Annotated in this window: 7 protein-coding genes; 2 read left to right on the top strand and 5 right to left on the bottom strand. The window is 69.2% G+C overall.

What is annotated here, in order from left to right; translation table 11 throughout:
• Window positions 1–77: 77 nt before the first annotated feature.
• The gene (locus WMF46_RS19855; protein ID WP_437987916.1) at window positions 78–4,598 is read right to left on the bottom strand and encodes a TIR domain-containing protein; all 4,521 of its coding nucleotides are present in this window, start codon (window positions 4,596–4,598) and stop codon (window positions 78–80) included.
• On the opposite strand from WMF46_RS19855, the gene WMF46_RS19850 reads away from it, so the two are divergent.
• Window positions 4,488–5,000 carry a hypothetical protein gene (locus WMF46_RS19850; protein ID WP_437988048.1) on the top strand — a complete coding sequence of 171 codons (513 nt, stop codon included), beginning with the start codon at window positions 4,488–4,490 and terminating at the stop codon, window positions 4,998–5,000. The two genes, WMF46_RS19855 and WMF46_RS19850, sit on opposite strands and share 111 nt — an antisense overlap.
• A 303-nt stretch (window positions 5,001–5,303) precedes the next feature.
• Here the strand turns inward: WMF46_RS19850 and WMF46_RS19845 are convergent, their stop codons facing one another.
• The 3 genes from WMF46_RS19845 to WMF46_RS19835 form a co-directional block, all read right to left on the bottom strand.
• On the bottom strand, window positions 5,304–5,846 hold the full coding sequence (locus WMF46_RS19845; protein WP_437987040.1) for a DoxX family protein: 543 nt from the start codon (window positions 5,844–5,846) through the stop codon (window positions 5,304–5,306).
• Window positions 5,847–5,870: 24 nt separating this feature from the next.
• The gene (locus WMF46_RS19840) at window positions 5,871–6,665 is read right to left on the bottom strand and encodes a helix-turn-helix domain-containing protein (protein ID WP_437987039.1); all 795 of its coding nucleotides are present in this window, start codon (window positions 6,663–6,665) and stop codon (window positions 5,871–5,873) included.
• A 109-nt stretch (window positions 6,666–6,774) separates the two neighbouring features.
• Complete coding sequence (locus WMF46_RS19835) at window positions 6,775–7,614, bottom strand: hypothetical protein (protein WP_437987038.1); 840 nt, start codon at window positions 7,612–7,614, stop codon at window positions 6,775–6,777.
• Between the two features lie 155 nt (window positions 7,615–7,769).
• On the opposite strand from WMF46_RS19835, the gene WMF46_RS19830 reads away from it, so the two are divergent.
• On the top strand, window positions 7,770–8,396 hold the full coding sequence (locus WMF46_RS19830; RefSeq protein ID WP_437987037.1) for a recombinase family protein: 627 nt from the start codon (window positions 7,770–7,772) through the stop codon (window positions 8,394–8,396).
• Window positions 8,397–8,429: 33 nt separating this feature from the next.
• Here WMF46_RS19830 and WMF46_RS19825 read toward each other — a convergent pair whose 3' ends face one another.
• Entirely contained in the window at window positions 8,430–14,093 is a 5,664-nt protein-coding gene (locus WMF46_RS19825; protein ID WP_437987036.1) for a pentapeptide repeat-containing protein, read from the bottom strand.
• Window positions 14,094–14,524 lie beyond the last annotated feature (431 nt).

Genomic DNA, 14,524 nt, shown 5'->3' with positions numbered 1-14,524 from the left:
CGTCATGACGAACACCGCGAAGGTGAGTAGGTGCGGATATGGGCCCGGGGTGTGCCCCAGGCGAACGTCCTGGGAAGCTACTCGGCGTGCCCTCCGAGCGCGTTTATCGCGCGCCGGATGCCGCGGGCCACGTCGGTCCACGCTTCGTCGCGGTTCTGCCAGAGGGTGACCGGCCTGGCATCCTTGGGCAGCGCCTGGAGCCTGGCGAACGGCGCGCTGAGCCAGTCGGTCGGCCGGAGGATGACCGGGATGACGCGGGCCTGCCCGGCGTCGTGGCGATCGAGGGCGCACGTCATCCCGTTGTCGAAGCAGTAATCCGACGCAAGGAAGTCGGCGCTGACGAGGAGGAGGATCACGTCGGCCTCGTCGAGGTTCTTGTCGATCTGCCCAGCCCGCTCGTCGCCAGCGGAGACGCAGCGGTCATGCCAGCTCTGGAGGATGCCTTCGCGCTTGAGAAGGGCGAGGTGGGTCTCCAGCTCGTCGCGGAGAGCCTCGTCCTCGTGGGAGTAGCTGAAGAAGAGGCGGATGGTCTTCTTCATCGGGGAATTTCCCCCACGAGGTGCCGCGGTCGTGAAATCGAGATACCAGAGGTTGCCATTGGCGTCGCCCGCGCAGAGGATCTGTTGTGATACAGCCACGCTAAAGAATGAGCTGGTTCCGCGCACTGTATCCAGGCATTTTCCTGTCGACATTTCCCATGTCTTGAGCGTGCTGTCTAAGGAGGCCGAGATGATGCGCTGGCCATCCGGGCTGATCGCGCAGGCACTGACAAAACTGGAGTGGCCTTCGAGGGTGGCGAGGAGCTGTCCGGTCGCAAGGTCCCATACCTTGAGCGTGCTGTCGGAGGCCGAGACGATGCGCTGGCCATCCGGGCTGATCGCGCAGGCGCGGATCTGAGCGGAGTGTCCTTCGAGGGTGGCGAGGAGCTGTCCGGTCGCAAGGTCCCATACCTTGAGCGCGCTGTCCGAGGAGGCTGAGCCGACGCGCTGGCCGTCCGGGCTGATCGCGCAGGCACTGACCAAATTGGCGTGTCCTTCGAGGGTGGTGAGGAGCTGCCCGGTCGCAAGGTCCCATACCTTGAGCGTGCTGTCTAAGAGGGCCGAGATGATGCGCTGGCCATCCGGGCTGATCACGCAGGCACTGACCAAATTGGCGTGTCCTTCGAGGGTGGTGAGGAGCTGCCCGGTCGCCAGGTCCCATACCTTGAGCGTGCTGTCGGAGACCGAGACGATGCGCTGGCTATCCGGGCTGATCACGCAGGCGCGGATCTGAGCGGAGTGTCCTTCGAGGGTGGCGAGGAGCTGCCCGGTCGCAAGGTCCCACACCTTGAGCGTGCTGTCGGAGGCCGAGATGATGCGCTGGCCATCCGGGCTGATCACGCAGGCGTTGACCAAACTGGAGTGGTTTTCGAGGGTGGCGAGGAGCTGCCCGGTCGCAAGGTCCCATACCTTGAGCGTGCTATCGTAGGAGGCCGAGATGATGCGCTGGCCGTCCGGGCTGATCACGCAGGCATTGACCGAATCGGCGTGTCCTTCGAGGGTGGCGAGGAGCTGCCCGGTCGCCAGGTCCCATACCTTGAGCGTCCTGTCGTCGGAGGCCGAGACGATGCGCTTGCCATCCGGGCTGACCGCGCAGGCACTGACCCAACCGCAGTGGCTTTCGAGGGTGGCGAGGAGCTGCCCGGTCGCCAGGTCCCATACCTTGAGCGTGCAGTCCATGGAGGCCGAGACGACGCGCTGGCCCTCGGGGCTGAACGCGCAGGCACTGACCAAACTGGAGTGTCCTTCGAGGGTGGCGAGGAGCTGCCCGGTCGCCAGGTCCCATACCGTGAGCGTGCTATCGTAGGAGGCCGAGACGATGCGCTGGCCATCGGGGCTGAACGCGCAGGCACTGACCAAACTGGAGTGTCCTTCGAGGAGCTGCCCGGTCGCAAGGTCACGTACCTTGAGCGTGCTGTCTGAGGCCGAGACGATGCGTTGCCCATCGGGGCTGAACGCGCAGGCTCTGACCAAATTGGCGTGTCCTTCGAGGGTGTCGAGGAGCTGCCCGGTCGCCAGGTCCCATACCTTGATAGTCCTGTCGTAGGAGGCCGAGATGATACGCTGGCCATCGGGGCTGACCGTGCAGGCGAGGATCTGAGCGGAGTGCCCTTCGAGGGTGTAGAGGAGCTGCCCGGTCGCAGGGTCCCATACCTTGAGCGTGCTGTCTAAGGAGGCCGAGACGACGCGCTGGCCATCGGGGCTGACCGCGCAGGCCTTGACCAACCTGGAGCGGCCTTCGAGGGTGGCGAGGAACTGCGCGGTGGCCAGGTCCCACACCTTGAGCGTGCTGTCTGAGGCCGAGACGACGCGCTGGCCATCGGGGCTGACCGCGCAGGCATTGACCGAATCGGCGTGTCCTTCGAGGGTGGCGAGGAGCTGCCCGGTTGCAAGGTCCCACACCTTGAGCGTCCTGTCGTCGGAGGCCGAGACGATGCGCTTGGCATCCGGGCTGACCGCGCAGCCATTGACCAACCTGGAGTGTCCTTCGAGGGTGGCGAGGAGCTGCCCGGTTGCCAGGTCCCACACCTTGAGCGTGCAGTCCATGGAGGCCGAGACGACGCGCTGGCCATCGGGGCTGACCGCGCAGGCGCGGATCTGATCGGAGTGTCCTTTGAAGGTGGCGAGGAGCTGCCCGGTCGCAAGATCCCATACCTTGAGCGTTCGGTCGGAGGAGGCGGAGACGATGCGCTGGCCGTCGGGGCTGATCGCGCAGGCGTGGATCCCAGCGGAGTGTCCTTTGAGAGTGGCGAGGAGCTGCCCGGTTTCAAGGTCCCATACCTTGAGCATCCTGTCGTAGGAGGCCGAGATGATGCGCTGGCCATCGGGGCTGACCGCGCAGGCACTGACCGAATCGGAGTGTCCTTCGAGGGTGGCGAGGAGCTGCCCGGTTGCAAGGTCCCATACCTTGATTGTCCTGTCGGAGGAGGCGGAGACGATGCGCCGGCCATCCGGGCTGATCGCGCAGGCAATGACCCAACCGGAGTGGCTTTCGAGGGTGGCAAGGAGCTGTCCGGTCGCCAGTTCCCATACCTTGAGCGTCCCATCGGCGGCGGCCGAGACGATGCGCTGGCCTTCGGGGCTGATCGCGCAGGCATTGACCCAAAAGGAGTGGCCGTGCAGCGTGCGCTCCTCTCCGGTCCATATCCGTACCGGATTTCGCAGCCGGATCGTCGGCAAGCCGCGCGGGAACCGCAGCGTCCGCGCGATTCGTTCCGCCTCCCATCCGGCCGAGCGCAGCCGGTTGTAGACCAGTTCCGGCAGTGCCTCCGGGGCATCGCGGAGCCAGTGCGACTCGGCTCGCACCGCCCGGTGGATCAGGTCGAGTTCGCCGTCCCTGAGCTCCTTCGCGCCGAGGCGCAGCGCATCCTCGAGCGCCGCAGGCCCATCCTCGCGGCAGAGCGCCTCCAGCAGCCCGAGATCCTTGCACAACCCCCGCGCCTGCTCCTGCTTGCCTCCCGCGAGCGCATGCGCAATCGCGTGGCGCGGAGCGTACCGCCTCCGGAAATCGCTCTCCCCCTCTGCTACGGGCCACCGGGCCGTCGTCTCCAGGAGCCGTCGGTTCAGCTCGACCATGCGCTTCGGCCCGAGCTTCTCGGTGACGAACGCGCGAAACGCCTCGTGGTACGGCCGGTACGCCCGCGCGTCGCGCCACGACGCCGGCTCCTCCAAGAGCAACGCTCGCGCGGCGCGAAGGAAGTCCTCACCGGCCTCGACGCCGCTCCACCCTCCCGCTGCCTCGATCTCCTCGAGCGGCAGCGCCTCGCGCGCCGCGCAGACCAGCCCGAGCGCGCTCGCGACGAGCCCGAACTGCTCGCGCGGCAGGTCTCGGAGCTGCTGCCAGATCTGCTCCAGGAACCCGCTCAGCCCGCGGGGCAGGCGCTCCACACGCCGCAGCTCGACCGGCTGCTCTTCGAGCCATTCCCTGAGCTTCACCGCGTAGAGCAGGTTCCCCTCCGCCCTCGTGACCGCCTCCTCGACGAGGCTCGGGTTGAGCCGCGGTGTGAACCGCGGCGCCTGATCGCCCCAGAACGCGCGGCAGGCCTGCTCGTTCGAACTCGCCCACGCGGGCGCGTCGAGGTCGATACGTCGCACGTTCCCGCGGCTCTCCAGCCATTCGAGGTGCGGATACTGCGGGCGTGAGGCGCAGAGCGCGTGCACGCGCGGCGGCATCGCATACGGCAGGAAGCTCGGCAGCGGGTTCTGCCCGGCGCCCTCGCTCCGGGCCTCGTCGAGGCCGTCGACGACGAGCACCAGGCGCTCTCCGCGGGGGACGAGTTCGTGCTTGGAGACCTTCGCCAGGAGCTCGATCAGCCGGCTATCCGGCCGTGCCTCGGGGTCCTTCTGCGCCGGGTAGAGCGCCTCGATCTGCGTCGAGAGGGAGCGCGCGACCGCCTCGGGGTGAGCCCAGTCCATCACGTCGCGCCGGAGGAAGTGGTGCGGCGCCCTGTGACCGCGCTGCTCCTGCACGTCGAGCCACCGCGAGAGGATCGCGCTCTTGCCCATGCCGGGTCCGCCCGTGACGAGCAACCAACGGCCCGACGCGCCCGCGCCATCGATGTGGTGATCGATGGTGGCGAGCACGTCCTCTCGACCGAAGAAGTGCTCGTGGCGGTTGCGCTCGATGCTGAAGTCGATGATGTCTCGCGCCATGGCGCAGTCTATCTGACAGACGACCTGCTCGTTGTCGCGAGCAGCGCAGAGCGCCGCCGCATCTCCCCGTATTCGGTGGTGTCCGAATTTACCTCGCAAGTCCGTGAAATCGTGGCTCGGAAAGACCACATTCGGACAGCGCCTTTACTCCATGGCATCGCCAGCCGCAGCGCGCACCAGAGCGATCCGCCCACCTCGGGCTCGCTGCGGGGCGGCCTTGGATCCGGGCTCCGTTTCGGCCGACGCCACGTCGCGCCGGCCCTTGCCGCTGCCAACAGCGATCGGACAGACGACCTGAGCGCGAACTGATTCGAGGGTCAACTCGGCGCAAGGACGAGCCACGGTAGCCGCCGCACCGAGCCAGCTGCCCCATCGTCGAGTCGGCATCCTAGAAAGATGGCTCTCTCTGCTCGCTCCGGAGGCGCCCCCTGGATGGACACGGTTCGCAAGCTGTACGAGAGCGACGAGCAAGGCATAGTGCACGTTGACCTGGAGGTCGGCGCCCCTCACCGTCGTGTCGAGGTCGTGCTCGTCTGGCAGGGGATCGATCGCGCGTCTCCGAGTTCTCCCGCGTCTCGAAGCTTCGTCTGGAGGGTTTGGAGATGATCTGAGCTAACCCAGCATCCTGCCGGCTCGAATGCCTCGATCGGCAGCGCCTCGCGCGCCGCGCAGCGCACCCCGAGCTCGTTCACGCTTCATCCGCTCCCCGCCACGGGCACCGATCGCCGCGGCGACCGTCGCGCCGACGAACACGATCTGCATCAGCGTTCGCGGCACGAGCGGCGTCACCGGGCTACCGCCCAGCGTGAGCCCCGCGCGCGCGGCATGGACATTCGCAGGGAACATCGCCAGGAGCAGCACCGTCAGCCCCACCGCCGCCCACGGCGCGAGCCGTGGAACCAGGAGCGCCGCCGCGCCCGCGATCTCCAGGACCCCCGTCGCGGCGACGAGGACCTCGGGGTAGGGCAACGCCGGCGGCACCATCGCCACGAGCTCGGCGCGCCGGCTCCCGAAGTGGGCCGAGCCGGTCAGCAGGAACATCGCCGCGAGGGCGTACCGCAAGCACGTCACCCAGCTCCCGAGGTACCTGACGCCGAGGCGCCCGAGGACAACGAACAGCGCGAACGAGATCGAGAGGACGATCAGAGGTGCCATGCCCTCAAGGTGGCGACCCGCTCCTCACCCGTCTTGAACGAGCTGGCTACGGCGTCTCAGATCGGAGGGGCTCACCCCGAATATCCGGCGGAAGGTCCGGGTCATGTGCGCCGCGTCCGCGAAGCCGGCCGCGCTGGCGGCCTCCGAGAGCGCCGCGCCGCCGGCGATCGCCGCCCCGGCGCGCTCCAGCTTGAGCCACAGGAGGTACGGCCGCAGCGGCACGCCGACGCTCTCCGTGAAGGCGTGCATGAACCGCCCCGGCGAGAGCCGCGCGATGCGGGCCAGGGCTTCGAGCGACGTGTCCGCGTCTGCGGCGCCCGCCCGCAGATGGCGCAGCACGCGCTGGACCCCCGGGTGCCTCGGCCTCGGCGAGGAGGGCGGGACCGCGATCCCCAGCGTCTCGAACATGCCGGGCAGCGCCGCCGCGAGCCCGGCCTCTCCACGCTCGGCGATGCGCGATCGCAGCCGATCCGCCGTCTCGCTGCCCATGACCTCGATGGGCGACGCCCCGAGCGCCTGGGCGAGCCCATCGCCGACGTCGCTCTCCGGCTCGATGAACACGATGAGCACACGGGTGCCTGATGCATCGATCGAGTGCGCGGTGTCCGGGGCCGTGAGGACGGCGCCTCCCGGCTGGAACGGGCCCCTGTCGGCCGTCCCGATCTGGAGCTCCCCGTCGAGCGCCAGCACGAGGTGCCAGCAATGGTGGGCGTGCAGCGTGCTCCGCTCTCCAGGGCCCCACGTCGCCAGCACGGAGGGCCACGGGCGCAGGACGCCCGCGGGCGCGGCGAGGCCGATCGTTCTCGGCGGGAGGAGCATCGGTCCGGAGTCTACCCGGACGCAGCGGATGCCTGGCTGGGCGCATCATGCAAGCGCCGCGGCCTGCCGGCACGCTGCTCTGCTGCGCGCGGTTCGCAGAGCTGCCGCCCTACCGTCCGATGCGCGCGCGGATGGCGGCGCGCGTCTCCGCCGAGAGCGTGTCGAGGTAGGTATCGGACAGGGCGCGGAGCACGTCGTTGGGCAAGGCGAGCAGCACCTGCTCGGGCGGCAGCCCCGCCACGCGCTGCTCGGGCGGCAGCCCGGCCACGCGTTGCTCGGGGGCGTAAGCCGAAAGCACCCGCTCCGGCGGGAGGGTGGCCAGGAGCTTGCGGACAATCTCGTCGAAGCCCTCCAATTCGTGAATTTCCATGGCGATCTCCTCGGCTCCAAGCTGCTGCGAGAGCCACCTTCGGGCCTCGACGGTCCGGGCCTCGCCGTGCCCGAACAAGCGTAGCAGATCGTCGTCCTCCGCCTCCGCCGCTGCGTCGATCTCGACGACGAGCAGCGTGAACGCCCCGCCCTCGAGCCGCCAGTAGCCGCCGCCGAGGTCGCCCCATTCCAGGCCGAGCTCGGCCACATCCGCGTCGAGCGACCTGGTGCGCGACGGGACGAGCAGCACACCGCACAGGTCGCTCCGCCGCTCGATCCGTTCCGGCTCGTCGGCGCAGTACAGGTGCAGGTAACTGCACAGCCGGTCGAGGTTGCGCCGTCGGTAAGGCCGGCCGATGCTCTTGAACTCGACGATGGTGTCCCTGGGCAACAGGTCCCAGAGCTTCTTCAGCGTGCCCGCGGGCTCGCTCGGCCCGGCGCTCCGGCGCAGTAGCAAGTAGTCGGCGCGGAGCGGCTCGTTCGAGAGCGGCACCTCGCTGCGCACCTCGAACCCGCGCGAGCCCCGCTGGTTGAGCAGCGCGACGAGCAGCACGTGCCAGGCCGTCCGGGTCGAGCCCATCGGGCGTCGTCTACAGGCCTGTCCAGGTCGAGGCCAACAATCCGCGCTGCCAGCGCGGCGAGATCCCCTGTGCGCGGTGCTCGGGGGCTAGCCACCCGCGACCGCGACCACGGCCCGCTGGACAACCGTCACTGTCCAGGATTGTCTCATCCCGTATGACAGCTCGCCGGTTCAAGCGCGGCAGTCCCGAGCGCGCCGTCGCCTACATCCGCGTCTCCACGGACGCCGCGTGCGCCTCCGCTACAGAGCAGCGCGAGGCGATCGAGGCCTGGGCAAGGCGGGAAGGCGTCGAGATCGCTTCCTGGCAGGAGGATCGTGGGCAGGACACCGGCGACCGGCCCGGCTTCGCGGCGGCGCTCGAAGCGCTCACCCTCGCCGGCGCCGGCCTGTTCGCGGTCGCGAGCGAGGAGCGCGCCAGCATCGCGGGGATCAGCGGCCCGTACCGGTTTGCCGCGGGCGAGCGCGGCGCGCGCCTCGTGACCGCCGATGGGAGCGGGATGCCGGACGGGACGCACCGCTGCCCGATCTGCGGCGATCCCTTGGAGATGTGGCCACGCCACCCGCGCGCGGTGTGCGGGCTCTGCAAGCATGAGGCCACGGACGAGGCCGGGCGGCCTCTCGAGTTCTTCAACACGTCGTTCGGCGGCGGCTTCGGGGCGCGCTATGCCGATACCGGCGAGCCTCGGGACAGCCACGCATGCGTCATCCGGGGCGTGAGGTGCCGCGCCGACGAGGGCCGATTCGGCGGGATCGTGATCGAGGCGATCGACGAGACAGCGTAGGAGCTCGACAGCGCTTGCCGCGCGCCCCGCCGATCACCGGGGTCGGGCGCGAAGCGCGTCGACCGCGCGCCGGATGCCCTTGGCCACCTCGGTCCAGGCTTCGTCCTGGTTTTGCCAGGAAGTGACCGGCTTGCCATCGGCCGGAAGCGCCTGGAGCCGGGCGAAGGGGGCGCTGTGCCAGTCGGTTGGCCGGAGAAGAACCGGGATGACCCGGGCCGTGCCGGCGTCGTGGCGCTCCAGGGCGCGCTTCATCTCCCTGTCGAAGCAATAGTCGGAGGCGAGGAAGTCGGCGCTCACGAGGAGCAGAATCACGTCCGCTTCTTCAAGGTTCCTGTCGATCTGGCCAGCCCACTCGTCGCCGGCCGCAATACGGCGGTCGTGCCAGCCCCGGACCAAGCCGTCGCGCTTGAGGGGGGCGAGGTGCTTCTCCAGGTCGTTGCGGAGCCCCTCGTCCTCGTGGGAATAACTGAAGAAGAGGCGGACGGGGTTGCTCGTCGAGAGGCTGTCGCTCGGCGTCGAGGCGTGGAGAGCAGGCGACGGGGAGAGCAGCGGCTCGTCATCCGAGATGCGCAGACCGGGAAACAACGCGTCGAACTCGCCCGGCTCGAAGCGGCAGAGATTCGCGGCGTGCCAGAAGCCGCCTGCGACGTTGCCGCCGAGCTTGTATCGGCCGTCGGGGCGGAAGGCGACCCAGCCATCGGGGAGCTTGAGGAGCACGGCGAGGCACGCACCGGTACGCACGTCCCAAAAACGAACGGTGCTGTCGAAGGAGCTGGAGAGGAGCGTGGTGCAGTCAGGGGTGAACGCCACGTTTACGATCGCATCGGAGTGCCCTTGCAGAACGCGCGCAATGCTGCCAGTCGCCACGTCCCAGAGCCGAACGCTATGATCGTCGGACCCGGAAGCGAGCGATGTGCCGTCGGGGCTGAAGGCCACGCTCCTCACCCGGCCCTCGTGGCCGCGCAGCGCGCGTGGCTTACCGTGTTCGGCGAGCGACCACAGGAGCACGACCTTGTCGTCGGATCCTGATGCCACCATCGCGCCGTCAGGACTGAAGGTCACGCTTCTGACAATATCATCGTGATTGACCAGCACGCGCGCTGTTCTTGTATCATCCACGTTCCAGAGTCGAACGGTTCGATCGACGGAGCCTGAAACCAGCGTCGCGCCATCAGGGCTGAACGCCACGCTCCTGACAGCGTCATCGTGACCTACGAGCACGCGAAGCGAGTCCGCCGTCTCGGTCCGCCAGAGCCGCACCGTGCTGTCGAACGAGCCTGACGCGAGCATCTTGCCGTCAGGGCTGAATGCCACATCCGTGATGTGATTGGAGTGCCCTTCCAGCACGCGCAGGGCCGCTTTTGTGTCACGCTTCCATAGCCAGATTTTGCGGTCGTGTGTGTACAGGGCCAGGGTCACGTTGTCGGGGCTGAAGGTCGCCCTCGACAAGGATCTGCCGCTGTCCTTCAATGGGGTTAGCGTGCGCCACGTGGACATCTGCCAGAAATGAACCTCGGAGTCGTCGGACACGAGAGCGAGCGTTGCGCCATCACGGCTCAGTGCCATTGTGAAGGACACGCTCGGCTGTCCCTGCAGCACGCGCAGGACGCCGCCGGTCGACGCCTGCCAGAGTCGCACCGTTCGGTCTCCTGAGCCGGAGGCGAGCGTCGTGTCGTCCGGACTGTAAGCGACGCTTGTCACCGCGGCTGAATGTCCCTCCAGCAAAGACGAGCACTTCAGGTGCGGCGCGTCTCCGGTCGAGAGTTGCCAAAGACCCACCATGCCATCCTCGGAACCCGAGGCGAGCGTCGCGCCATCATGGCTGAACGCCACGCTGGTCACATGCTTCGCGTGGTGCTTCAGCGTGTACAACGCCTCGCCCGTCGATACGTGCCAGACGCGGATGTTGCCATCTGCAGAGCCGGAAGCCAGCATCTCGCCGGTGGGACTGAAGGCAGCGCTGAGCACATCGCCCCGGTGACCGCGCAACACCCGGATCGGGTGGCCGGTTGAAACCCTCCAGAGCCGGATGCTCTCGTCCGACGAACCGGAAGCCAGCATCTCACCATCAGGGCTGAACGCGACGGTCTTCACCCTGTCCTGGTGACCTCGGAGCATGCCCAGCTGCCCGAGGGTGGCGACCTGCCAGAGCCGGACACTGGCGCCGGAAGAGCCGGAAGCCAACATCGTCCCGTCAGGGCTGAACGCGACGGTGGTCACGTGATGCGAGTGCCCCTTGAGCGCGCAGAGCAGGTTGGCGGTCGATACGTCCCAGAGCCGGACGGTGCAGTCCTCTGAGCCGGAGGCGAGGGTGTCGCCCTCAGGGCTGAAGGCGAGGCTCGTAACCCAGTCGGAATGACCGTTCAGCCTGCGCAGCGCGGCGCCTGTCGCCAGGTCCCACAGCACGATCCAGCTGGCATGAGCGGATGCGAGCAGCATCCCATCGGGGCTGATCGCCACGGCGTTGCATCGGCTCCCTTGCGCCCAGGTCGGCTCGAACCTTGCGGCCTCCGGCATTGCCGCGCCGAACGTGTCGCACCTGTCGAACCGCACGCCCCGCGCGCCCACCAGCTTTGCCCCGCGCAGTCTCACCGAGGCGAGTCTCGCCCCTGTCAGATCCGCGCCCACCATCCGCGCCCGCACCGCCGTCACTTCCGTCAGATCCGCCCCGCAGAGCGTTGTCCCTGTCAGATCGGCCCCATCGAGCAGCGCCCCCGCCATCCGGGCCCCGCTCAGGTTGGCCCCCACGAGCTTCGCCCCCCTTAGATCGGTTCCCCGCAGATCGCCCCCGCTGAGGTCCTTTCCCGAAAAATCTTGCCCCCGCAGATCCGCCCCTGCGAGGTTCATCCGTTCGCTCACCCCGAGCCCCATCCGCCCGTCGATCCGCAGCGCATTCCCCGCCGCCACGGCTCCGAACGCCCCGCCGAGCGCCTTCCGCGCCCACCGCGCCGCCGCCTCCCTTCCCGCGAGCGCCCCGAAGAAATCCGCCATCAGGTCGCTCACCTCCCGCTGCGCCAGCGCCGTCGACTCCCCGGAGCGCTGCACCTCCTCGGCCGCCGCCCGCGCCACCAGCCACTCGAGCACCGACTGGTGGATGAACCGGAAGTTCTCCTGGTCGTCCCACACGAGCAGCGTCCCCGACCCGATCTGGTGCGCCGTCACCCCCAGGTCGAGCTCGTGCCGCCCGAGCGCCTGCAGCGTCGCGATGAGCTCCGCCGGCAGCTCGCGCACGTTCACGCTCTGCTCCGTCCGCTGCCACAGCCTTGTCGCGAGCTCCGTCACCGCCCGCCACCGCTGCGCCACCGACAGCCCCGGCTGCGCGCCCTTCGGGTGCGCGCGCTCGTACTCCCAGACGAGCCACCGATCCAGGAGCAGCTTGTAGAGCCCCGCCGAGGTGATCTCCCCGTCGCCAGACTTCGCCTGCCGCAGCTGCGCCTCCTCGATCTCGGCGATGAACCCCAGCATCCGCGGGTTCGCCGACAGGCCGAGCAGGTCCTTCACGTCCGCGAGCAGCCGCATCCGCGCGTCGGCCGCCTCCTCGCCGCCGAGCCGGTTGAGGAGGAACCTGCGGATCTGCGCCTCGGTGAACGGCAAGAGCCGCGCGAGCCGGTAGCCGGGCAAGAGCGCGGCCTTCTCCGCCAGCGCGGATCTCACCTGTTGCTCCGAGATGAAGTGCTGGCTCCGGCTCGTGACCACCACCTTCGCCGCCTTGCCCTGCGCCGCCTGGATCAGCGTGTCGAAGTGCTCCACCGCGCGGTCGTACGTCACGCGGAAGGCGAGCTCGTCGAAGCCGTCGAACAGGAGCGCGATCCGCCCCTCGGCCAGCATGTGCCGGAACGCGGGCAGATCGATCTTGCCGAGCCCCGCGAGCGCCAGGTGCTGCGCGATGAGCGCGTTCAGGTCGCGCGCCTTCTCCAGCGCGCGCATCTCGATGAGCACCGGCGTCAGCGGGCCGCCCGCCTTGCCCATCCGCCGCGCGAGCTCGTGAAGGAGGAACGTCTTGCCCGTGCCGAAGTCGCCGAGCACCAGCACGAACCGGCTGTGCTCGGAGTCGAGCAGCTCCGCGATCGCGTCGAGCGCGCGCTCGCGCACCACCTCCTCCTGGCCCGTCGTGAGCGCGACGCGCTGGTCGACGTAGAGATCCGGCGGATACGTGAGGTCCCGCTCGAGGCTCGCGTTTTGCCACGCCAGGTAGCCGCGGAAGTCGATGAGCCCCTGGTACTCGAGGAACCGCACGAGGCGCACGCGCCGCGCGCTCGCGTAACGCACGAGCTCCTCCGGCGCGGGCTCGCCGCCATAGACCAGCGTGGACACGAGGCCGGGATCCTCGCGCCGGTACGAGGCGTCGATGCTCTCGATGAACGCGGAGACCGCCTCGGTCGAGATGCCGCTCTCGAGCGCCGCGAGCGGCGCGATCCGGACGATGCCGCCCTCGTTGACCGAGACGCGGAGGTAGACGCCGAAGGGGAGGGGCGCGTCGAACCACTCGATCTTCACGCCCTCGGACTCGCGGAGCCTGCACACGCGCTCGACCCGCGAGAGGAAGTCGTCGCTGCGCCCTTCCCCGGGCAGGAGGATGTCGTCGCCGTGCGGACCCGCGTGGCCGCCCCGCGCGCGCGCCGGGAGGCGGCGCAGCCTGGGGACTCGCCCGGCGTTCTCGGCGCGCGCAGGCCCAAGAAAGCGCCTCAGAAACGCGACGAGGAACTCTGCCGAGGCGCGGCACGCGAACGCGCGGAAGCTGTCGTCCTTGTCGTGATCGGCGTGATCCGAGACGGCCTTCGCGATGATCGACCGCCTCCCGAGGCGCTCCGCGACGTAGCCGATCGCCGCGGCCTCCATCTCGACGCCGAGCACCTTGCGCCCGATGGGCTTCAGCCGCTCGAACAGCCCCGCGTCCTCCTGCACCGCCTTGCCTGTGGCGATCGGGCCGATGTGCACGCGGAACGGCCGGGCCGACGGCGGGCCGTCCGGGTGGAGAAGGCGATCCCGGCGGACCTGCGCCACGCCCGCATCCGTGAGCTCGAGGCCGCCGTCGCCGATGCGGAGCGCGCCCGCCGCCTCCAGCTCGCCGATGCGCTCGGTCCAGCCCGGGCACCGCGCCGCGCGCTCCCCCCGCGAGACGGCCGGCGGTCCCCCCTCCACCTGGCTCTCGTAGAGCGCGTGCCGGAGCCACCACGCCTGCGACGGCTTCGACGGCGGGCGCTCGGCCGCGAACGCCGCCTGCCGCTCGAACTCGCGCGCGAAGAGCGCGGCATCCATGTTCCACGTGCGCTCGAGGTTGTACGTCTCGATGTCGTGGAAGAACGCGCCCTCGCCGCCGTGGGCGACGCGCTTGCCCTCGTCGTAGCTGTAGACCCGGTCGGCGACGATGACGTCGCCGAGCGACACCTCGCCGCGCTTGCCGGCGCAGATGCCGCACATCGCGAGGCACCCTGGATCGAGCTCCTCGATGAGCCCCTGCGCCCTCGCCGCCGCCGCGCTCTCGCCCATCCGCCCCGACCACGCCGCGGCGACGCGGAGCGGCTCGCCGCGGTCGTTCGGGAGGTCGCGGACGAAGTACGGGAACCCGCCCGGATCCCGCGCCTCCCGCCAGCCGTCTCGACCACCCTCGCCGAGCGCGAGGACAGCCTCGAGCTCGTCCTGCAGCGCGGTGACGATCAGCGCATCGACGCGCCCTGTAACGATGTCTGCCGGCACAGGTCCACTCTAACAACAGGCGCTCACGTTCCGGGCTCGGTCCGATCGAGACCTGGCCGAGCGCTGGTGGTCAGATCCTGAAGGGGCCCAGACCTGGCGGTCCCCTCGTTTTCGAGGCACCCCCCCAGGTCGAGACCTGGCAAAGCGCCCGTCACCAGATCCTGAGCAGGGCCAGACCAGGCGGCTCCCTCGTTTTCAAGGTCTGGTCCAGGTCGAGATCTGGCAAAGCGCTTGTCGCCAGATCCTGAGCAGGGCCCAGACCTGGCGGTCCCCTCGTTTTCGAGGCCCCGCCCAGATCGAGATCTGTCCGAGCGCTCGTCGCCAGACGCTGAGCAGGGCCCAGACCTGGGCGGTCCCCTCGTTTTTGAGGTCCCGCCCAGGTCGAGACCTCCAGCGAGGCTCCCCGGGGGAGCCGCCGGCCAGATCGGAGC

Origin of the sequence: Sorangium sp. So ce117, assembly GCF_051524395.1 — a bacterium.
Lineage (GTDB): Bacteria > Myxococcota_A > Polyangia > Polyangiales > Polyangiaceae > Sorangium > Sorangium cellulosum_B.
Note: the sequence above shows the minus strand (reverse complement) of the source record. Positions and strands in the feature narration are given on the sequence as shown.